The organism is Niabella agricola (assembly GCF_021538615.1).
Lineage (GTDB): Bacteria > Bacteroidota > Bacteroidia > Chitinophagales > Chitinophagaceae > Niabella > Niabella agricola.
This window is the reverse complement of the sequence record NZ_JAJHIZ010000003.1, coordinates 2,084,848-2,107,115: the sequence shown is the minus strand read 5'-3', so window position 1 is coordinate 2,107,115 and position 22,268 is coordinate 2,084,848. Positions and strand designations below refer to the sequence as shown.

Here is a 22,268-nt window from a genome sequence, read left to right as displayed (position 1 = left end):
TAATTCGCATTCATGAAAGGAATCATTTTAGCGGGCGGATCGGGCACCCGCTTATATCCCATTACAAAAGCAATCAGTAAGCAGCTGATGGCAATCTACGATAAACCCATGATCTACTACCCGCTTTCTATACTGATGATGGCGGGAATCCGAGAGATCCTTATTATCACTACACCAGAAGATCAGCCAGGATTTAAACGCCTGCTCGGTGACGGAGCCCGTATCGGTTGCCGTTTTGAATTTGCTGTGCAGGAGCAACCCAATGGCTTGGCGCAGGCCTTTGTGATCGGGGCCGATTTTATCGGTACGGATAAAGTAGCGTTGGTGCTGGGTGATAATATTTTTCACGGAGTAGGACTCGGGTCTCAATTAAAAAAGCTGACCGATGTGGAAGGCGGGTATGTGTTTGCCTACCAGGTATCGGATCCTGAACGGTATGGCGTGGTAGAATTTGATGAGAATAAGGTAGCGCAATCGATCGAAGAAAAGCCGGCGGTGCCCAAGTCTAATTATGCGGTGCCGGGACTTTATTTTTATGACAATACTGTAGTGGACATTGCAAGAAATCTGAAACCTTCTCCTCGTGGAGAATATGAGATCACCGATGTAAATAAAGAATACCTGAAGAAGGGCCTGCTGCAGGTGGCGGTACTGGACCGGGGAACGGCCTGGCTGGATACAGGCACCTTTGATTCACTAACCGATGCAGCCGAGTTTGTGCGGGTAATTGAGAAACGGCAGGGATTAAAGATCGGATGCATTGAAGAGATCGCTTATCGTAACGGATTTATCAGTAAGGCACAGTTAGACTTGTTGGCGGATGAACTGGCCAAAAGCGGTTACGGAGATTATTTGAGAAAGATAAAATAATTTGAAAATGTGGAAATGTGAAAATGAAGAGCCGGTTATGGTCATTGCAGCCACAGCCTCCGGTCCGGATTCTTAATTTTTTTTGAACCTTGATATTTGTTTCTTGGCTTTTGTAATTTGTTATTTGTTGTTTATTATTTGAATCGCAATGAACGTACAACTTTTACAGGGAGGACAGCATACAGACCAACGGGGTTCGCTGCTGTTTAACAATGGTTTTGATGCAAGCCCGGTAAAAAGGATTTATACCATCGAACATAATAATACCTCGCTGATCCGGGGATGGATGGGGCATGAAATTGAAAACCGGTGGTTCACGGTCGTAAGCGGCGGGTTCCAGGTAAAAGTTAAGCCTGTTAGCGACTGGCTGCAACCGGAGCTGGATGAAAAGGATACGGCTGTTTTTACTTTAAAAGCCGGGGCCCTGGATGTGTTGCATATACCTCCGGGACATATTTTTTCTTTACAGGCATTGGAACCCAGCTCAAAAATCCTGGTGATGGCCGATCACCCGGTGGGTACTACCAATGATGAGCACCGGTACCCTGTTTAGACAGATCCAGTATTCGACATTTGAAACTTAGAGCTTAGTATTTATAGCATGATGTCTCCAAACTTCTTCGCACACCCTTCTGCTGTTATCGATGAAGGTTGCGTTATTGGTGCAGGTACTAAGATCTGGCACTTTTCGCATATTATGACAGGATGCACGATCGGAGACCATTGTAATCTTGGTCAAAATGTAATGATCGCTTCCAAAGTGTTTCTTGGCAATCACGTGCGGGTGCAGAACAATGTATCCATCTATGAAGGAGTAATCTGTGAGGATGAAGTATTCCTGGGGCCCAGTGTGGTTTTTACAAATGTAATTAACCCGCGCAGCGCGATTAGCAGAAAAAATGAGTTTAAGCAGACGCTTGTTAAGAAAGGTGCAACCATAGGCGCCAATGCAACCGTCGTTTGTGGAAATATAATCGGTGCATATGCTTTTATTGGTGCGGGCGCCGTGGTCACTAAAGATGTACCGGCCTATGCTCTGGTAGTGGGAAACCCGGCACGCCAGACGGGCTGGATGAGTGAGTACGGGCAGAAGCTGCAATTTGATGCTACAGGAATAGCGATTTGCCCGGAAAGTGGTGTAACATACGAACTGAGAAGCGGAGCAGTATATAAAAAGTCTTAAGAAGGTGAGTGGGAAAACAAGATTTTCGGTTATTGGGTATGGACATATGGGAAAACGGCATGCAAGTGTGATTGGGGAACACCCTGATTGCGAACTGATGGCAGTTGTGGACATGCACCCGCAGCAGGAATTACCAGGGATTCCTTTTTATAAGGATCTGGATCACTTTTTGGAATCCCTCACTGCTGCAGCAACCGATGTGGTTGTAATTGCTACACCCAACGGGCTACACGCGCAACAGGCATTAAAATGTTTAGATGCCGGGAAGCACGTATTGATTGAAAAGCCGATGGCGCTGAACAAGGCCGATGCCGAGGCGATCCTCGCAAAGGCTGCTGATGTGCAGCGACAGGTATTTGTAATGATGCAGAACCGGTTCAGCCCTGTAAGTGCCTGGTTAAAGGAGGTGGTGGATAGCGGTGTGCTGGGGAAGATTTTTTTAGTTCAGGTCAATTGTTTCTGGAACCGGGATGACCGCTATTATAAAAAAGGAAGCTGGCATGGCACCAAAGAGCTGGATGGCGGCGTATTATTTACGCAGTTCAGTCATTTTATTGACCTGCTGTTGTGGTGTTTTGGAGATGTGACCAATATTCAGGCAAAACTGGCCAATTTCAATCATGGCAATGCCATTGAAATAGAAGATACAGGAACAGTTCAATTTGATTTTGTAAACGGAGGTCTTGGCTGTTTGAGTTATACCACAGCGGTATGGGATAAAAACCTGGAGAGCAGTGTCACGGTGATTGCGGAAAACGGGTCGGTAAAAGTGGGAGGGCAGTATATGGATAAAGTAGCGTTTTGTCACATCAAAGACTACGCACTTTCCGAAAGAAGGTTCCCGGATATGGAAGATGGTGATACGGGACGGGCCAATCATTATTTTGTTTTAGAAAAAATCAGAAACGTACTGAAATCGGGGGCCGGTATTACAGCAGAAGCCAGCGGAGGGTTAAAGGTGGTTGATATCGTTCAGAATATTTATAAAACGGAAACCATATGAGTTTGAAACCAGATATAATACAGCTGCCTAAAGTACTTGATAAACGAGGGAATCTCTCTTTTTTTGAACACCCCCGTCAATTGCCTTTTAGCATTGCTCGTACTTATTGGATTTACGATGTGCCTGGCGGTGAAACCAGGGGAGGACATGCCTTTAAGGTGCAGCAGGAGTTTATTGTTGCCTTATCCGGTAGCTTTGATGTGGTGTTGCACGATGGTGAAAAGGAGCAGGTGTTTTCTTTGAATAGAAGCTATTACGGTTTATACGTTCCTCAGATGTATTGGAGACATATGGAGAATTTCTCTACGAATTCTCTTGCGTTAATTGTATCTGATAGAGCTTATGATGCATCTGATTATATCAGGGATTTCGTGGAATATAAACGGCTGAAAAATGACTAAAAACCTAAACGTGTTTGATTGTTCAGTTATTGACCTGGGAAAAGTTGGTTTCGATAAAGGCCATTTGACCATTGTAGAAAATGAAAGTCATTTCCCATTTGCAGTGAAGAGGGTGTTTTATTTATATGATATTGTAGGTGGAGAAAGCAGGGGCGCACATGCACATAAAGAATGCCATCAATTTTTAATTGCAGCCAGCGGCAGCTTTGAGATTAGTCTGGATGACGGGAAATTTAAACGCCAGGTTTTTATCAACCGCCCGGATATGGGATTACATATACCGCCTGGTATTTGGGCTAGTGAAATGAATTTTTCATCAGGCGCTATTTGCCTGGTTTTGGCATCGCATAGCTATGATGAGAATGATTATATAAGAGATTACCAGGTTTTTTTAAATTTTAGAAATGGCTCAAATCCATCCTTCGGCGGAGGTCCAATCTGACAAGATTGGCAATGGCACTACGATTTGGCAATTCTGCGTGATCTTAAAAAACGCGACCATTGGAGAGAACTGTAATATTAATTGCCAGGTTTTTATAGAAAATGATGTAATAATCGGGAATAACGTTACGATCAAATCCGGTGTTCAGGTCTGGGATGGCGTTGTATTGGAAGATAATGTATTTATTGGACCTAATGTGACCTTTACAAACGACCTGATTCCCCGTTCCAAACGATACCCCACAGCATTTTTGAAAACCCTTGTAAAAAAAGGAGCTTCTGTGGGGGCGAATGCTACGATTGTTGCCGGAAACACAATCGGTGAGAATGCACTTATTGGCGCAGGCAGCGTAGTAACCAGAGATATTCCCGCCAATACCGTTTGGTTTGGCAATCCGGCCAAACAAAAAGGTATAATTGATGAAAACGGTAAGATAATATACGATAAAAACAATGATTAAATTTCTTGATCTGCAAAAAATAAATCTTGCCCATCAGCAGGAAATAGAAGATCGGTTAATAAAAACATTCAGATCTGGGTGGTATTTATTGGGTGAGGAACTTAAAAATTTTGAAGCTAACCTGGCTAATTATATTGCAACTTCTAACGCTATCGGTGTTGCCAATGGTCTGGATGCCTTGCGTCTGATATTTAAAGCCTACATCACTTTAGGAGCAATGCGGGAAGGCGACGAGGTTATAGTGCCTGCCAACACTTATATCGCTTCTGTTTTGGCGGTAAGTGATAACCGCTTAAAGCCGGTGCTGGTAGAACCAGATATCAATACTTATAACATTGATGTTTCGAAAATTGAAGCAGCGATTACTGCCAGAACAAAGGCCATAATGCTGGTGCATTTGTACGGTCGGGTTGCCTGGTCGGGAGATCTGAAGCGTCTTGCTGAAACATATAACCTGAAAATTATAGAAGACAATGCACAAGCCATTGGAGCTTCGTTTATGGGAGTAAAAGCGGGGAATCTGGGGGACGCCGCCGGCCTTAGCTTTTATCCCGGGAAAAATTTAGGAGCATTGGGCGATGCGGGGGCTGTAACAACAAATGATGACAGGCTGGCCGCTGCTATACGAGCATTGGCAAATTACGGGTCTAATCAGAAATATGTAAATATCTACCAGGGGTTAAATTCCCGTTTGGATGAAATACAGGCTGCTGTGTTGGATGTTAAATTGAAGTATGTTGACGAAGAGAACGCAATTAGAAGAACGATTGCCAGCCGTTATATACGGGAGATAAAGAATCCTGCAATCATACTTCCGGAAGCACCTTTAGATAGCGCAGAACATGTTTGGCATTTGTTTGTAGTACGTGCAAAAGAGCGGGACCGGCTACAAGCGTACCTGTCAGAAAATGGAATACAAACATTGATTCACTATCCTGTTCCTCCACATAAACAGGAAGCATATAGCGAATGGAGTGACTTGTCTTTCCCCATTACGGAGCAAATACACGAGGAGGTATTGAGTTTGCCTATTAGTCCGGTGGTTACGAGGGATGAAGTGAATAATGTAATAGCTGTTATAAATCAGTATGTTTAAAAAAGTAATAGGAAAATGTTTTGACAGAATAAAGAAGTATAAGAAAATATTTTTTTATTTTCTTCTGCCTAATTTAGGAGCAGGGAAAAGAATTAAGTATAAATCCTTGCCTGTTGTTCAGCAACGGCTAGTTATTACAGGGAAAGGGTGTGTTGAAATTGGAGAAAATTGTTCTTTTGGATTTACCTTAGGCGGATTTAATTACAAAGGAATAATCGAATTGCAACCTAGGTTTGCCAATGCTAAAATTGAAATAAAGGACAATGTTTCAATGAACAACAATGTATGCATCATTTCCGCAAATAGAGTGGTAATTGGGAGTGAGACATTGATTGGGCAAAATGTTTTTTTAATGGACTTCGAGGCCCATGGGGTCGCCCTCGATGGGAGAAAGAAAATAGGTGAAATAGGCGAAATTAATATTGGTCGAAATGTTTGGATAGGAAACAATGTTTTGGTGTTAAAAAATTCATGTATTGGAGATAATTCAGTGATTGCCGCAGGTGCAGTTGTTAGTGGCCGTTTTCCAGCAAATGTGATCATAGGAGGCGTGCCCGCAAAAATAATAAAGCAATTGTAAAAATTAAATATTGAAGAATCAGCATCAGCAGTCCTCCTATCGTCAATTGTTTAAGGCTACTTCGTTGTTTGGGGGGGTACAATTAGTCAATATCTTTATTTATGTACTCCGTTCCAAAATGATTGCGATACTACTGGGTCCTGCAGGCATGGGTGTTTTTGGTTTGTTTACTACAGCCCTCAATCTTATAGGAGGTATTTCAGGGTTCGGATTGGGTAGTAGTGCAGTTAGAGCTGTAGCTGAGGCTAATGAAAATGGAGATACTAACAGGTTGCTAAAGACTGTTGCAATAGTTAGAAAATTGGTTTGGATTACCGGCGTTTTGGGAGCTTTAATGGCTATTATTTTTGCTCCATTGTTGAGCAAAGCGACATTTGGAACATTCAACTATACAACGGCTTTTTATATTCTTTCTGTCTCCCTGTTGTTTAATCAGCTTACTGTTGGTCAAAATGTGTTACTGCAAGGTTTACGGCAATTGAAGTATTTGGCAAAAGCGAATGTACTTGGGGCCGCAATTAGCTTGTTCGTTTCATTGCCTTTATATTATTGGTTTCGTATAAATGGTATAGTACCAGCAGTTGTTATAACAGCCGGGGCCATGATGTTTATAGCTTGGTACTTTTCACGTAAAATGCAAATTGACAAAGTTTGGGTAAGCAGAAAGGAGATTTGGGGAGAGGGAAAGGAGATGCTAAAAATCGGTTTTTTTTTAAGCTTAAGTAGCTTTGTCGGGTTGGGGGAATCATATCTTGTTCGCATTTTTATAGGTAAAATGGGCACTATAGAAGATGTCGGCTTTTATAATGCCGGATTTATGATTATTGGCACATACGTGGGCATGATATTTACGGCGATGTCGACAGACTATTATCCACGTTTAGCGGGCATTGCTTCCAAAAGAGATCAGTTACGCAATTTGGTTAATCAACAAGCTGAATTGGCAGTCTTAATATTGGCGCCTATTTTGTGTATCTTTTTGGTGTTTATTCACTGGGGAATAATAATACTGTATACGAATCAATTTGCGCCAATAAATGGCATGGTTCAATGGGCGGCTCTGGGCATGTACTTCAAAGCGGTGACTTGGGCTGTTGGTTTTATTTTTTTAGCATCGGGTAATGCAAAGCTTTTTTTTTGGAGTGAGATGATATCAATAGGAACCTTGTTACTATGTAATATTACTGGGTATTGGCTTTGGGGGTTGGAAGGTTTAGGAATCTCTTTTCTGGTAGGATATATCATATGTTTTTTTCAGGTTTCATATTGGACTAGGCGATTTTATTTGTTTTTTTTTGAGAAAAGATTTTGGCTAGTCTTCTTAATACAATTAAACATTGGGATATTATGCTTTTTAGCGGTGAAATTTTTGGCGGAACGATGGGCCTACGGGGTTGGGGGAATATTAATTGTTGTATCTGCATCATATTCCTTTTTCCAAATTGACAAAAAGATCGGGTTGCTAAATATGATACAACGTTTTATAAAAGAAAAGAAGGGAAGCTAGAGAATTTGCGTTTCCAATGCCTAGACTAATGAGCTTATTGTCAGAAGAGTATTGCTGGGGTAGTCAAAATAGTGTATTTTTTATTTAATTGTTCTGAAGTGGAAGGGGAAGATCTTCTTGTATCGATAATAATCATTACCTATAATTCAGGTGACTATGTTCTGGAAACATTGGACAGTGTAAAAGAGCAAACATATCAAAATATCGAATTGATAATTTCAGATGATGGTTCATTTGATGATACGGTAACACTCTGCGAAAAATGGCTTTCGTTCAATATGGAACGATTTGTAAGAACTAAGTTATTGGTTGCAGATCAAAACAGGGGTATTCCGGCAAATTGCAACAATGGTATAAAATCAAGTAGCGGTAGCATTGTTAAGTTATTAGCAGGAGATGATGTTTTTTACAATACAGCAATAGAAGATTGTGTAAAGCTCTTTAAAACCAGTCGGTTCGATCTATTGCAAACGAACGCAACAGTTTTTAAAGGGGCTTTAAATGCACCGGGTATGAAAGACGATTGGGTGGCTGCGAGATTGGATAGACTTTTTTTTGAGCTAGCTCCCAGGCAACAATATAAGGTTCTAAAATACAGAAACTTTTTGCATGCTCCGGGAGTTTTTTTTAATTCAGATATTTTTAAAAAAATTCAGTTTGATGAGGATTTTGCACTTATCGAAGATTATCCGTTTTGGATAATGGCCGCCAAGGGCGGGCTGAGAATTTCTTATTCAACTATTTTAACGGTAAAATACAGAATACACGATCAATCGGTTCAATATACGGGAAAGCCCTTCGCCTCAGAAAAAAAAATTAATATGCTTTCGGCTATACTTTCAAAGTACTATAGCGACTATCAATATAGTTTATCCCGATTGAATCATTTATGCTACATTTTGCTGGATCGGATGGGCGCAAATGTCAACAACAAGCTAAGCAGAACCATTTATTCCGTCCTCGAGAATATTACGAGGTTTTCTGTTCATCTTTACATGAAATGGCTTCTATGGTTTTCCTCTTCTGATTCACGCCCTATCACCCGTAAGAGCTCATAGTATAGATCTAATAGTTCAGCACCAATGAAGATTATTCGTTTGTCAACTTTTTTAGATTATGGTGGTATCGAGTCTAAAATGGTCAAACTTTCATCCCATGAAGATTTTGATAATGAGTGGGTGTTTATGGCGCTTGGAAAGGGCGGAAAGGCTGCTGACGCAATTGCGAGGAATGGCAAAAGAGTAGTTTGTCTTAATTTAGATCATCGGATTCCTGCCTTCACAACGATCTGGGGACTGTCGCGGTCGTTAAAAAATGAGAAGCCAGATGTTTTGCATACCTCAGGCGCGGAGGCTAACTTTTTTGGATTTATTGCAGGGAAAATTGCTGGTATTCCAAAAATAATCGTTGAGGAGATAGGGATAGCAACCCAATCCAGAATAGGAAGATTGATCTTTAAGTATATTTTTAGGAATTCTTCAATTGCTGTCGGAGAATCTAAAATTGTTTTAAACAATATAAAGGAGAAGTATGGTTTAACGAACGATAGGGTAAAAGTAATTTACAATTTTGGAACCTTTGATTATGATTTCCGCGGATTGACGGCAAATAAAAAGAATAATTTCTTCCAGATCATAATGGTTTCTCGTCTTGAACCTGTTAAAAATATTACAGGTGTTTTACATGTTATGGCTAAGTTGGTTCATGTAGATCATATTCACATTAACCTTGTGATTCTTGGATCTGGTTCTCTTGAAGTCGATCTAAGAAATGAAGTCAAGTCTCTCGATATAGAAGATTACGTCGATTTTAAGGGGCTTGTTGAGGATCCATACCCGTATCTTTTGCAATCAGATTTATATATTCTTAACTCTTTTTCTGAGGGATTCTCAAATGCTTTGTTGGAAGCGATGTATTGCAAAGTCCCATCACTTAGCACGAATGTAGGAGTTGCTCCTGAAATTATTAATGACGGAGTTAACGGGTTTATTGTGCCAGCAGATGATACTGACGCATTGTATGAGCGGCTACGTAAGGTTGTGACCTTACCTAAAGAAGAATTACTTGAAGTAGGTTTGAGTGGATATGAATGTGTTGTGAGTATGTTCTCCCTGGACAAGCACATCAAAGAATTGATGGAAATTTACATCTAGAAAAAATGCCGGAGGAAGTACTTTTTGTTACGTGGGACGGCCCTCAAACAAATTATTTGGAGGGGCTTTTTATGCCGATTTTTTTCGAAATTTCGCGAAAGAGGGATGTGACATTTCATATCATTCAATTTTCGTGGGCTGATCAAAGTGAACATAACCAGTTGAAGCAATTGGCTCAGAAATATGGATTCGTATACATTCATTATCCGGTTTTGAGAAAGCCCAGTATTTCTATGGGCGCGATGTTAACGATTGCCGGCGCAAAGAAAAAAATAGCCAAATATCTTGTTCAAAATAACATCGATATAGTAATGCCCAGGAGTACCTTTCCTGCAATGATGTTATCCAGCCTTCGGAACGATAATCTTAAAATTATATATGATGCTGATGGGTTACCTATCGAAGAACGGGTAGATTTTTTTGGGATGAAAAAGAACTCTTTTCAATATAGATTTCTAACTTCTGTAGAGAATAAGATGATCGCAAAGGCTGATGCAGTAGTTACTCGATCTCGGAAGGCAAGTGAAATACATATTGCTAGAATAGGAAGAGAGTTGCGGAGTAAGCTTTTTGTTGTAAACAATGGAAGAGATACTTCTTTGTTTCGGAGGAGTGAGCTGGATAGAACCTCTGCACGTAATGAACTGGAGATAGAGGACGATGAAACTCTTTTTGTTTATGCCGGCTCCCTAGGTAGTCAGTATTGCTTGGCCGAAATGTTGAATATATTTGGACGATATCTAAAACAGTATAAGGCCAGATTTTTAATCTTAACGGGCGATACTGAGTATTTAGAAGCAACGATTCCCGAGGCTTTACGATCTTTTGTAATTTACAGAACAGTAAACTATGAGAAAGTCCCGTATTTCCTGAATGCCGGCGATTTGGCTTTTGCATTGCGGAAACCGACGTTTAGTATGCAAGGTATAGCTCCGATAAAGCTAGGAGAATACCTGCTCTGCGGCTTACCGGTAATTGCGAGCAAAGGTATTGGTGATACGGAGGACTATATTAAGTTTTTTGAGGAATGTTATCTTTTTGATCATACATTGCCTCTGGAGTTTCAGTATGAGAACATTGTTAATTTTATCAATAGAGCTAAGGAGTGTGATAAATTTGAAATTGCTTCGAAGGCAATTCCCCTTTTCTCTTTAGAAGCAGCTGCGGAGTCGTATATAAAGGCATTTGACAGCATTGGGATATAAGAATATTGAGAAGAATAAGTGTCCAACATCTAATTCGTTATTTTCATGTGTGGTATTGCTGGGTTCATAGATTTTAATCAAAAAAGCTCCAAAGAGACGGTTTATAAAATGGCTGCTTCCATGCCTCATCGGGGGCCGGATGGGCAGTCTGAATTTTTTGAGCAGTGCGAGGGTTACCAGGTTGGTTTGGGGCACCGTCGTCTTTCTATTATCGATCTCAGTCATGCAGCAGATCAGCCCATGACCTATGAAGACCTGGTGGTTGTTTTCAATGGTGAGATCTATAATTACAATGAAATTAAGGAAGAATTAACCGCCAGGGGGCACCAGTTTCAGACGACTTCCGATACAGAGGTAATCCTGCACAGCTGGAAGGAATGGGGTGCGGCAGCTATTCATAAATGGCATGGGATGTTTGCGCTGGTATTATATGACCGGAGCGGGCAGGAGCTGACGGCTATCCGGGACCGGGCGGGGGTAAAGCCTTTTTACTACTCGTTCCGAGATGGCCTGTTTCTTTTTGGATCGGAGTTAAAGGCTCTGGTGGCCCATCCTGCGTATCAAAAGGAAGTTAGCCCCGAAGTGGCGGCATCCTTCCTTCAATATGGAACCGTTCCGGCACCATATTCTATCTTTAAAAATACCTTTAAGCTCAGGGCCGGGCATTTACTGCGTATGAACCTTCGGAAACGAGAGCTGGTAACAGAGCAGTACTGGAATGTATACGACTATTACAATAAACCTAAACTTAGCATCAGTTTGCCGGATGCTATCAGTGAAACGGAGCGCATCCTCGAAAAGGCTTTTCAATACCGTATGGTAGCAGATGTGCCGGTAGGCGTGTTCCTGAGTGGCGGATTTGACAGCACCTGCGTAACCGCCCTGCTTCAAAAAAACAGCACGGGGAAAATCAAGACCTTTACCATCGGTACAACTGATAACAGATTGGATGAAGCGCCTTTTGCAAAACAAATTGCAGCACATCTGGGTACGGATCATACCGAATATTATTGTACGGAAAAGGAGGCCATGGACATCATTCCGGAGCTGCCTTTTTATTATGATGAGCCCTTTGCAGATAGTAGTGCCATCCCTACCATACTGGTAAGCCGGCTGGCCCGACAAAAAGTGACTGTAGCGCTTTCCGCGGATGCAGGCGATGAGATCTTTGCCGGGTACAACCGGTATGATTATATTAACCGTTACGGGCAAAAACTGCAAAGGATACCGGTGTCTCTTCGGAAAATAGCTGCCAGCTTGATGGAGTATATTTCATCTGAAACGATACCTGTGCTGCGGAATAAAGCCAATTTTCATAGTCGCTATGATAAATTAAAGAACCTGCTGCGTGAACCCTCTCCTGCAGAACTTCTAAAAAATCTTAGCATTGTTTTTCCGGACAGCGAAATAAAAAAAATATTTGCCTGCGCACCGGTCGGGCTTACCACCCTATATCAAAGCTGGGAGCTGAAGCCGGAGTATTATGATGCGCTTTCTTTTATGATGGCCGTGGACTACCAGACCTATCTAGCGGATGATATTTTGCAAAAAGTAGACCGGGCTACCATGAGCATCTGCCTTGAAGGACGGGAGCCATTTCTGGATCAGGATGTTATTGAATGGGCGGCACAGTTACCTACGGATTATAAATATCACAAAGGTATTAAAAAACATATCCTGCGAGAGATCGTGTACCCGTATGTGCCCAAAGCATTGATGGACCGCCCCAAGATGGGCTTCGGTATTCCGATAGCAGATTGGTTAGCTGGTCCATTAAGGCCCCTGGTGGAGGAGTATCTGGACGATGCGGTCCTGGCCAGGCATGGCCTGTTTCAGTTCGCGGAAGTGCAGCGTTTAAAGCGTGATTTCTTGGCCGGCAGGAAGGAGAAATATCTTAAAATCTGGCACTTACTGATGTTTCAGATGTGGTATAGGAAATGGATGCGCGTGTGAAAAATAGGCTGTCTTGTATTCTTTTCGTTTATTAAAATACGGATCTTGGCAAAAAAAAATGTTCTTTTTATAGTACCTTATCCAGTGGGCATGGCGCCTTCACAGCGCTTTAGGGTTGAACAGTTTTTCCCGTTGCTTCGTGAAAATGCAATCTCTTATGACATCTGCCCTTTTTTAGATGTAAATACTTGGCGTCTACTTTATAAGAACAGTTCTTCTATCCGGAAGGTTTGGGGAATATTATCCGGGTATGTTAATAGATGGTTGGTCTTTTTCAGATTACACAGGTATTCACTTGTTTTCATTCACCGTGAAGCAGCTCCGCTCGGTCCTCCTCTGTTTGAATGGCTGATTGCCAAAGTATGGAGAAAAAAAATGATCTATGATTTTGATGATGCAATATGGATTCCCAATACGAGCGCAGAGAATAAGCCGATGAATGCGCTTAAATCATTTTGGAAAGTACCGCTGATCTGTAAATATGCTACCATTGTATTTGGTGGCAACGATTTCTTATGTGAATTTGCAAAAGAAAGCGGTGCCAGGCGGGTCCTTTATCTTCCTACAGTTGTCGATACCGAAGGACGATATGGAAAAACAAAATCGAAAAAGAGGGATAGCGGGATTACTATTGGTTGGACGGGTTCGCACTCAACGCTTAAATACCTTAATCTGATTGTTCCGGTACTGAAAAGACTGGAAACGGAATACGAATTCAGATTTGTTGTTATTGCAGATAAGAACCCGGCTATACCGTTGAAGAATTATATGTTTATACCTTGGAACGTTTCAACAGAAATAGAAGATTTAGAAAAGATGGATATAGGCCTTATGCCACTGACCAATGATAAATGGAGCGAAGGTAAATGCGGGTTCAAACTTATTCAATATATGGCTTTGGGTATTGCATCCGTTGCATCACCCGTGGGCGTCAATAAAATAATTATTACGGACGGACATGACGGATTTTTATGCGAGGATCCTGATGAATGGCATACGGCCCTGAAAGAGTTGATCCTGAATGCAGATCTAAGAAGATCTATATGTGAAAATGGGCGGAAACGTATTGAACAAAAGTACAGCATTATTTCTCAGAAAAACGTCTTCATCGACGCCCTGAAATCGTAAAATGTAATGGTCGTGTTGTTGCTCTGTGTATAGATTTTAATCTGTTGTGATCGTTTTATTGTTACCTCCGTCAATATTAGAGGAGTCACAGCATTGGGTTATATAATATTTTCTTTGGTGTTGCATTATTGTGTTTTTATAATATACGCCCCTTAAAACGCCAATAAAATCCCCGGCCGGATAGCTGTTCGCGAGGCTAATAAACTTGCAGTTTATCAAGTGATATTTTTCCTTTGGCTGCCAGCCCGCCGGGGCGCTGATCCAAAAGAGCTTTTTATAACGCGCGGTCAACGTACAATTTTCAAACCGCACACGTCTCTTGTCATTTGTTTCGATAAGGAATGCTCCCGACGGTTGTTGCCCATTATATGGTTTGTCTTCAATCTGGCATTTAATAAATTTGGTAGCATCCTGATCATTTGGCGAGTCGTAGCCATGCACGATGGGGCCATAAATTTTGCATGCATTGAAGGTGAACCTGGGTTTTGTGGTCCAGATGCTCCATGTAGTACTACTCCAAAAGGTACAGTTATTAAAAGTCATATTACGGCTATCACCGCCATCAGCGACCATGCAGCATCCCGTTGCATTTATAAACTCGCAATTCTCAAACACGCCATTTTGATTAGGGCCATATTCAGCTTCAATGTCTAATCCAGCTCCGGGAGGAGAATAGAATTTTCCCTTTCCGGAATGATTGAACTGACAGCTCAGGGCGTAGACTCCATTTCCCCCAATCCATGAAAACCCCTGGCGGGCGTTATAGTTAAATTTGCTATTGAGTATTTTTATATTGTCAGCTGTGCCTGTCTTTATATTGGCAACGCAAATCCCATCTAAGCCGAAGTGATGTGAATTCACGTTTTGGATCGTTATTTCTTTGCTGTTTTGTATAAAAACGCCGTAATGAGGCAGCTGATAACCCACATCGCCATAAGATCCTCCCAATACAATCTTATCACTATTCCCGTCCAGCTCTATGTCTTTCACCACAATATTTTGGGATTTGTCAATGAATATACAATGTCCTAAACTGGCTGCCCACCGTGAATCAACAAAATAACCATTACCCTTACGCGGGTGTCCGCTGGCGGGATCGAAGGAGCCAAATTTCATCGCGTTGGAATATCTTAAAATCGTGCCGGGAGCTCCTTCAATTGTAAGGTTCCGGACATTTGTAAAATGTAATATATCCTGCCCTTTCCACTTGAATTGCTCGCTCTTGCCATTGTCAATGATTTGATTACCGACAATATAGACGCCTTTGGAAATTTTTAATTTTCCATTGCCGCCTCGTTCATTGAAAAATGCGGCAGCTTTTTGGAATGCTGCATGATCGTTGGTTCGCCCATCTCCTCGAGCTCCAAACGATTTGATGTCACGAACTACTATTGATTGCGCGTTCAATTGGTTTTGCGAACCGGCCACAATTTGTAGAACGAAAAAAAAGACAAAAGTTTTCATAGTATAAGAGATGCTAAGTATTTCTGCAAATGTACAAAATACCGATAGTGCGTTCCTTTAAGCGATAATTGTTTCAAACTTCATGGACAAACCTAACTAAGTATCAGGAGCTTTGGATTTCGGCAAATAATGAAAAAAAATTAAAAGATGAGAACCTTTAAAGGCAGATCTGTCAGAAATTAAATTCTCAAAAGTCTCAAAAAAAACTTTTGAGCGGGTTTGTTTTTATAGTATATAATTAATAAAGGAAATATATAAAATGGAAGGCAGGGTATCTTATATCTCGAAAGAGTGCCGAAATTTCCCGTGCTGATGCCTATAGAAAAAGCGAAAACTATAGCAAAAATTAAACAGAATTGAAGCGTAGGGTCCTTCGTAATTGTGACCCAGCACTGCTTGGGCCCTACGACAACAAGCAATTTAATAGTTAAAAAAAGAAATAAAAACGCTTCTATTGCTGAGGCTAAAATGATAATCTTTCCTGATTCCCATAAATAAGGGCGAAACAGACTAACGTTGACCGCTTGCGGAAACGTTAAGATCATATCACCTATGTTTTTAATATTTCCCAGATCATAGGCCGATCCCTCATCCTTAGAAGAATATTGGATCCAATCCCGGGTTATCTGAGCCGTCTGCTCAATGTTGTTCAGAGAATAACGCCCAAGCATATCTTCTCCCAATGAGGTCATAATATAAAAGGAACCTGTAAGTGTCGTTGTCAATGCCAACAGTTTAACAAGAAACCGCCCGGCAGCATTTTTCATTTTTGCCGTATAAACCGAAAGGACCCAAATTAGCAGAGCCGGTACAAAGGCCAGGAGGATATAAACCTTTACCCGGGCTACCAGCCAGAAGCTAAGAAGCGTTAAAAGAATATTTCCGGCCCGGAAGTTCCGCTGAATTAACATCTGGAAAACACCATAGGTAAGCCAACCCAATCCAAAAAGACAAATAGTGTCCTTAAAGATGCCGGACCCCCATACGACAACACTTGGAATAAAGAGTACTGCGATGCCTACCGGCTTTACAAGGTCTGGATAGATCCGGGCAAAGGTTCTAAACAACGCCCACATCCCCGTAAAGGAGATGGCTGCAAAGATTACAGCAATAGGCAGGTAAGTGGTGCCTACAAGTGTGCCGAAAAGAGCAGCCAGTGCGGCCACACTATAGCTGGCAGGATCCAGGTACCAATACATCCTGCTGATATAGTTATAATAGCCAATGGTACTTTCGTCCGGAATGCGAAGTAAGAGATTGATCCATTTAACCGGTGAATCATCAAAAGCGCTGTTGATGATCTTGGCATGCAGGAAATAGTTCATGGTATCTCCTCCCTTATAATAATACTCGTATACCAGCCCAATAAAAACTGCACCGATAATCTTTAAGGTTAACCCGGTAATAAAATAAGGCCGGTAGGGATGACCCGGGGGGTAGTGGCGGTTACGGAACCGGAAAGAAATGCCGTAAATAGCAGCCAGCACAAAAGGGAGAATCGCATAATCCAGGAGCGTTATATTTGGAGCCATCTGCAGCGGTTATTAATTAATGGGTAAAAATAAAACATTCGGCAGGAAATCCGCTTCCAGCTTCGTAAAAAGTGCTGCCAATAAAGTAGCTTTGCTGTTTTAGCATTGAATATGAAAAAACGCGTCTTGATTACCGGTGCCGCGGGTTTCCTGGGGTCGCATCTTTGTGATAAATTTATTGCAGAGGGATATAAAGTGATTGCAATGGATAACCTGATCACCGGCGATCTAAGAAACCTGGAGCATTTATTTCCCATCCCGGATTTTGAATTCTATCATCATGATGTTACAAAGTATATTCATATTTCCGGACCGCTGAATTATATCCTGCATTTTGCATCCCCGGCCAGCCCGATCGACTATTTAAAAATCCCCATTCAAACCCTGAAGGTTGGTGCCATGGGAACACATAACTGCCTGGGCCTGGCGAAAGATAAAAAAGCGCGGATCCTGGTGGCCTCCACCAGCGAAGTATATGGCGATCCATTGGTGCACCCGCAAACCGAGGAATACTGGGGAAATGTAAACCCGGTGGGGCCGCGTGGAGTTTATGACGAGGCTAAGCGATATATGGAGTCCATTACCATGGCCTATCATAGTTTTCATAAGGTAGATACAAGAATTGTTCGCATTTTTAACACTTACGGGCCCCGAATGCGCCTGAATGATGGCCGGGCGCTGCCGGCTTTTATAGGCCAGGCGCTAAGAGGGGAAGATATCACCGTGTTTGGAGACGGATCTCAGACCCGCAGTTTCTGTTTTGTATCAGATTTGGTAGAAGGGATCTATAAGTTGTTATTAAGCAGTTATACATCGCCGGTTAATATCGGGAACCCCGACGAAATCTCTTTAAATGATTTTGCGGAGGAAATTCTGGCTTTAACGGGTAATAAAGTTAGAATTATACACAAGCCGTTGCCTGCTGACGATCCAAAACAACGTCAGCCGGATATTACAAAGGCGCGGACTATTTTAGGATGGGAACCCCAGGTGACAAGAAAATCCGGACTGGAGATTACATATCAATATTTTAAAAATCTTGGCCCGGATGAATGGTATCACCAGCCAAAAGAATTTACGGTTCCCGGGGCTTCGATATAATTTGTTCATCGATTTTTCATAAAACTTTGTTACTTTGTAACGTAAAGCCCTGTTAATTCAAATAAGACAGGGCGTTTTTTATGATGAAAACTGAAGTTTTTTTATTCTGCACAGGCTTAAACTTTTTGCAAAAATGCCAAAGATACTGCGTATTCATAACCGACTGATTACCGGAGGACCGGTTTATAATGTATTGAATCTTACCAAGTTCCTGGAACCTGATTTTGAAACCCTGCTGGTGGTAGGCGAAAAAGAATCGCATGAGCAGGACGCCGGATTCCTTGCTGAAGAAATGGGGGTCAAGCCCTTATTGGTTCCGGAAATGGGACGTTCCATTCATCCGTTAAAAGATTATAAAGCATACCATAAAATTACCGAAATTATTAAGGCTTTTAAACCGGATATTGTACATACGCATGCGGCGAAGCCAGGTGCGGTGGGCAGGCTTGCGGCGTACCACATGAAAGTGCCGGTGGTAGTACATACCTATCATGGGCATGTATTTCATTCCTATTTTAATAAGGCCAAGACCCAGGTTTTTTTGAATATTGAACGCTACCTGGCAAAGAAAAGTACCACATTGATCGCCATTAGTCCGGAGCAAAAAACAGAACTGGTAGACCAGTACCGCATTGCTAAAGAAAGTAAATTCGAGGTGGTGCCCCTGGGCTTTCAGCTGGAGCGGTTTATGGAAGACCGGGAAGCAAAAAGAACGGCCTTTCGCAGGGAATTTGGTATTGCAGACGACGAGATCGCGCTGGGAATTACAGGGAGGCTGGTGCCGATAAAGAATCATGACCTGTTCCTGGAGGCGTTGGCTTATGTGCTGAAGAAAACCACAAAAAAAGTCCGGGCATTTATTATCGGAGACGGCACTTCCTGTCCGGATATTCAAGCCAAGGCAGGAACACTCAATATCCCGTATTCCGTCAAGGGTGAGGAGTTACAGGGCCGGCCGCTGGTTTTCACTTCCTGGAGATCTGATATGGATGTGGTGAATGCGGGTTTGGATATTGTTTGCCTCACTTCGCTCAATGAAGGCACGCCGGTAAGCCTGATTGAGGCCCAGGCTGCCAGTAAACCGATCGTTGCTACAACTGTAGGAGGAGTGAAGGATGTTGTGAAAGAAGGAGACACTGCACTTTTAGCGGGAGTACATGACAAGCAGCCGCTTTTTAATCATTTATTATCATTGGTGGAAAACGATGCGCTAAGGGAGCGTATGGGAGAAAACGGCGTTGATTTTGTTTCGGAACGATTTGGTGTAAAAAGGCTGGCTTCCGACTTCCGGGCATTATATTATTCTTTATTGGAAAAGAATGTACAGCTCAATGGCAACAGGCTGCCGGCCTTTTCCGATAAGCGGCGGGAACTTGCCATTCGGCAACAACAAAGCGGCGCGCGGCTTTTGTAACCCTCTGATCCTGCAAAAGCAGTATCCGGTATTGTTGACGTTCATTACCGAAATGCGGCGCTGATCCGGATAAAAATCTATCTTTGCGCACAATTTCATAAAAATGTTCGGGCTTTTTTCGAGGAAAAACAGGATGCACAAAATGGATTATACTTTGGTAGGAACCGATATGCATTCTCATTTAATTCCTGGAATTGACGACGGCTCACCCGACCTGGAAACTTCTGTGGCATTAATCCAGGGCTTTAAGGAACTCGGTTACTCCAAACTGATCACTACACCGCATATACTCTGGGATCTGTATAAAAATACACCGGAGCGCATTGAAAAAGGGCTGGACCTGCTCCGGAAGGCGTTGGAAGAAAACCAGGTTGCTGTCGAAATTGAAGCGGCTGCAGAATATTTCCTGGATGATCATATGCAGGAGCTGCTGCAAAAAAAGGAGCGGCTGCTGACCATTAAAGACAACCTGGTGCTGACGGAGTTTTCTACCATGCATCAGTCAATGTCAATGAAAAATATTTTATTTGACGTACTGATGGCCGGATACCAGCCGATACTTGCACACCCGGAACGCTATATTTATTTATACAAAAAATGGGACCTGTTTCACGAAATAAAGGATAACGGAATACTGTTTCAGCTAAACCTGCTGTCTGTAACAGGCGGATATGGTGCGCGGGTACAGGAAATTGCCCAATACCTCCTCGACCACGATTTTTACACATTCGTAGGCACCGATCTGCACCATGAAGGACATATGGCCCGGCTGAAAACGCTGGAGATCCCTGCCAAACTTCAGGAATTACTTACAAATGACCGTATTCAGAATCGTCATCTTTAGCCATGAAGGCGCCGGTGAGCCGCAGATATCGTTCTCCTTGGGGAAATGTAAAATATTGAATAAAAAATATTAAATGTAAAAGTGAAGAGCCGTTCCTGCTCCGTGAACTTCCTCCGATCGGTATTGTACAGACGTTAGACTATAGCCATCTGGTATCAACGTCTTCCATCAGGCATACGCCCCTTCGGGAATGTAAAATAACCAGTGAGGAACGGGAATTTGTCCCGTTTTGGCAGGATGGAAATGCAGAGTGTAAGAATGAAGATGCCGTTCCTACTCGATAATCGTACTTCTGTAAAAGATTATGAGATCCGGAAATTGAATGCCCCGCGCCAGCAGACGGAACCCAACGTGAAACCTTGAACCTTAAACCTGAAATCCTCCCACCGGCAAAATGGCAGCCCTGTTCAAACGGTAAACTTTTTGTTATAATTGGACGAGCGGCTTTGCGCTTACCGGGTAAAGCTTTAATTTAGACAAATTTCAAAAAGGCGGGTTATGGCAAATAAAGAATTTAATGAACTGTTGGTAGACAATGCAGATTTTCTGAAACCCTTTGCTGTAAATCTTACAAAGAATTCAGAATCAGCGAATGATCTTTATCAGGAAACACTGTATAAAGCGCTTGCAAACTCTGAAAAGTACCATTCCGGAACCAATATAAAGGCCTGGCTATTTACCATTATGCGGAATATCTTTATCAATGATTACCGCAGGAATGTAAAACGGAAGACTATTTTAGACAGTACCCCCGAAGATTACCTGATCAATATGAGCCAGGTTTCCGTGGTCAACACGGCAGAAAGCTCGCTGAGAGAAAAAGAGATCAATGCTGCTATTGAAGGACTTCCGGAAACATTTAAAGTTCCGTTCCGCCTGTATTTCGAAGGGTATAAATACCAGGAAATAGCCGAGTATTTAAAAGAACCCCTTGGAACCATTAAAAGCCGCATTCACTTTGCCCGCAAGCTGCTGAAGGAACAGATCCGCAGGTATTAGAATTTGTCCCGCTTTGGCGGGATGAAAATGTGGAATGAAGATCCTGTTCCTGCTCTGTGAACTTCGATCGATATGCTGTAGACGTCAGACAACACCTTAGACGATAAACATCTGGTATCTGGCGTCTTACATCAAGCCTCAAACGAATCCAAACTTTAAAACGTTAACCTTTTTCCCGGACTATAACTCCTGAATAAAGGGGTTATTTTTTTTCTCATACCCAATGCTGGTGCCGGGCCCATGACCCGAATAGACCTTTGTAGCATCGGGCAGGGTATAGAGTTGGGTGCGGATGGAATGTTCCAGGGTGGCAAAGTCTCCGCCGGGCAAATCGGTACGCCCGATGCTGCCGCTGAACAGTGTATCGCCGCTGACCAGGATGCCGCTTTCCTTGTTATAAAATGACAGACTGGCGGGTGAATGACCGGGCGTAAAAAGCAGTGTCATTGTATCATCGCCCAGGGAAATTGTGTCCGTCACATCAAGAAATACCAGGGTTCCGGTATAGGGCGCAAAGGAAAACCCATACATCTCAGCCACTTTTGGCCCCGATTGCAACACTCCCTGCTCGCCTTTGTGAATATGAAGCGGCAATTTCCAGGTGTCGTATACAAACTGGTTGCCCAGGATGTGGTCAATATGACAATGGGTATTGACCAGGTAAACCGGTTGCAGTTTTTTTTCGTCAATAAACCGGAGGAATTCGCTCCGCTCCGTTTCGTTGGAAAATCCCGGGTCGATAATGATGCATTTCCCGGTTTCGTTGTAAAGGATATAGGTGTTTTCCTGGAAGGGATTAAAGACAAAACGATGAATCGATAACATAACAAATCTTTATTTTACTTTTAGGCCATGAAATGTTCCGGACCTTTCTGCAATTGGAATGAAAATAATGCACCGCATATACGCCGGCATTGCCTTTCCGGGAGATAT

At 42.4% G+C, this 22,268-nt stretch carries 22 protein-coding genes; 19 read left to right on the top strand and 3 right to left on the bottom strand.

Translation table 11 applies throughout. The features are described 5' to 3' along the window. Positions 1–12: 12 nt before the first annotated feature. From rfbA to LL912_RS14175, 15 genes are all read left to right on the top strand, one after another. The gene (gene rfbA, locus LL912_RS14245; protein ID WP_235554242.1) at positions 13–870 is read left to right on the top strand and encodes a glucose-1-phosphate thymidylyltransferase RfbA; all 858 of its coding nucleotides are present in this window, start codon (positions 13–15) and stop codon (positions 868–870) included. Positions 871–1,018: 148 nt separating this feature from the next. Further along, entirely contained in the window at positions 1,019–1,423 is a 405-nt protein-coding gene (locus tag LL912_RS14240; protein ID WP_235554241.1) for a WxcM-like domain-containing protein, read from the top strand. Between the two features lie 48 nt (positions 1,424–1,471). Then, entirely contained in the window at positions 1,472–2,053 is a 582-nt protein-coding gene (locus LL912_RS14235) for an acyltransferase (protein WP_319941330.1), read from the top strand. A 4-nt stretch (positions 2,054–2,057) separates the two neighbouring features. Beyond that, a complete protein-coding gene (locus tag LL912_RS14230) occupies positions 2,058–3,056 on the top strand; it encodes a Gfo/Idh/MocA family protein (protein WP_235554240.1) in 999 nt (332 codons plus the stop codon). After that, a complete protein-coding gene (locus LL912_RS14225; protein WP_235554239.1) occupies positions 3,053–3,457 on the top strand; it encodes a sugar 3,4-ketoisomerase in 405 nt (134 codons plus the stop codon). Before LL912_RS14230 ends, LL912_RS14225 begins: the two co-directional genes overlap by 4 nt. Beyond that, positions 3,450–3,899 carry a sugar 3,4-ketoisomerase gene (locus LL912_RS14220; RefSeq protein ID WP_235554238.1) on the top strand — a complete coding sequence of 150 codons (450 nt, stop codon included), beginning with the start codon at positions 3,450–3,452 and terminating at the stop codon, positions 3,897–3,899. The genes LL912_RS14225 and LL912_RS14220 overlap by 8 nt, the downstream gene beginning before the upstream one ends. Beyond that, positions 3,862–4,359: an acyltransferase gene (locus LL912_RS14215; RefSeq protein WP_235554237.1), complete on the top strand. Its 498-nt coding sequence runs from the start codon at positions 3,862–3,864 to the stop codon at positions 4,357–4,359. The genes LL912_RS14220 and LL912_RS14215 overlap by 38 nt, the downstream gene beginning before the upstream one ends. Next, the gene (locus tag LL912_RS14210) at positions 4,352–5,455 is read left to right on the top strand and encodes a DegT/DnrJ/EryC1/StrS family aminotransferase (protein WP_235554236.1); all 1,104 of its coding nucleotides are present in this window, start codon (positions 4,352–4,354) and stop codon (positions 5,453–5,455) included. Before LL912_RS14215 ends, LL912_RS14210 begins: the two co-directional genes overlap by 8 nt. Further along, positions 5,448–6,035: an acyltransferase gene (locus LL912_RS14205; RefSeq protein ID WP_235554235.1), complete on the top strand. Its 588-nt coding sequence runs from the start codon at positions 5,448–5,450 to the stop codon at positions 6,033–6,035. The genes LL912_RS14210 and LL912_RS14205 overlap by 8 nt, the downstream gene beginning before the upstream one ends. A 10-nt stretch (positions 6,036–6,045) precedes the next feature. Beyond that, complete coding sequence (locus LL912_RS14200) at positions 6,046–7,542, top strand: O-antigen translocase (RefSeq protein WP_235554234.1); 1,497 nt, start codon at positions 6,046–6,048, stop codon at positions 7,540–7,542. A 98-nt stretch (positions 7,543–7,640) separates the two neighbouring features. Then, positions 7,641–8,600: a glycosyltransferase family 2 protein gene (locus LL912_RS14195; protein WP_235554233.1), complete on the top strand. Its 960-nt coding sequence runs from the start codon at positions 7,641–7,643 to the stop codon at positions 8,598–8,600. 24 nt (positions 8,601–8,624) lie between these two features. Further along, complete coding sequence (locus LL912_RS14190; RefSeq protein ID WP_235554232.1) at positions 8,625–9,695, top strand: glycosyltransferase; 1,071 nt, start codon at positions 8,625–8,627, stop codon at positions 9,693–9,695. 5 nt (positions 9,696–9,700) lie between these two features. Next, positions 9,701–10,900, top strand: a complete 1,200-nt coding sequence (locus LL912_RS14185) for a glycosyltransferase (protein ID WP_235554231.1) — start codon at positions 9,701–9,703, stop codon at positions 10,898–10,900. Positions 10,901–10,945: 45 nt separating this feature from the next. Then, positions 10,946–12,853, top strand: coding sequence for an asparagine synthase (glutamine-hydrolyzing) (gene asnB, locus LL912_RS14180; protein ID WP_235554230.1), 1,908 nt, complete (start codon positions 10,946–10,948; stop codon positions 12,851–12,853). 45 nt (positions 12,854–12,898) lie between these two features. After that, a complete protein-coding gene (locus LL912_RS14175; protein WP_235554229.1) occupies positions 12,899–13,981 on the top strand; it encodes a glycosyltransferase in 1,083 nt (360 codons plus the stop codon). 36 nt (positions 13,982–14,017) lie between these two features. Here the strand turns inward: LL912_RS14175 and LL912_RS14170 are convergent, their stop codons facing one another. Both LL912_RS14170 and LL912_RS14165 read right to left on the bottom strand, forming a co-directional pair. Continuing rightward, the gene (locus tag LL912_RS14170) at positions 14,018–15,445 is read right to left on the bottom strand and encodes a right-handed parallel beta-helix repeat-containing protein (RefSeq protein WP_235554228.1); all 1,428 of its coding nucleotides are present in this window, start codon (positions 15,443–15,445) and stop codon (positions 14,018–14,020) included. 179 nt (positions 15,446–15,624) lie between these two features. Beyond that, a complete protein-coding gene (locus LL912_RS14165) occupies positions 15,625–16,977 on the bottom strand; it encodes a hypothetical protein (RefSeq protein WP_235554227.1) in 1,353 nt (450 codons plus the stop codon). Between the two features lie 111 nt (positions 16,978–17,088). Between LL912_RS14165 and LL912_RS14160 the strand changes: the two genes are divergently transcribed. The 4 genes from LL912_RS14160 (at position 17,089) to LL912_RS14145 (ending at position 21,335) form a co-directional block, all read left to right on the top strand. Continuing rightward, complete coding sequence (locus LL912_RS14160) at positions 17,089–18,078, top strand: UDP-glucuronic acid decarboxylase family protein (RefSeq protein ID WP_235554226.1); 990 nt, start codon at positions 17,089–17,091, stop codon at positions 18,076–18,078. Between the two features lie 133 nt (positions 18,079–18,211). Next, the gene (locus LL912_RS14155; RefSeq protein WP_235554225.1) at positions 18,212–19,492 is read left to right on the top strand and encodes a glycosyltransferase; all 1,281 of its coding nucleotides are present in this window, start codon (positions 18,212–18,214) and stop codon (positions 19,490–19,492) included. 142 nt (positions 19,493–19,634) lie between these two features. Next, positions 19,635–20,336 carry a tyrosine-protein phosphatase gene (locus LL912_RS14150; RefSeq protein WP_235554224.1) on the top strand — a complete coding sequence of 234 codons (702 nt, stop codon included), beginning with the start codon at positions 19,635–19,637 and terminating at the stop codon, positions 20,334–20,336. A 498-nt stretch (positions 20,337–20,834) separates the two neighbouring features. Continuing rightward, a complete protein-coding gene (locus LL912_RS14145; protein ID WP_235554223.1) occupies positions 20,835–21,335 on the top strand; it encodes an RNA polymerase sigma factor in 501 nt (166 codons plus the stop codon). 180 nt (positions 21,336–21,515) lie between these two features. Here LL912_RS14145 and LL912_RS14140 read toward each other — a convergent pair whose 3' ends face one another. Further along, entirely contained in the window at positions 21,516–22,160 is a 645-nt protein-coding gene (locus LL912_RS14140) for an MBL fold metallo-hydrolase (protein ID WP_235554222.1), read from the bottom strand. Between the last annotated feature and the right edge of the window lie 108 nt (positions 22,161–22,268).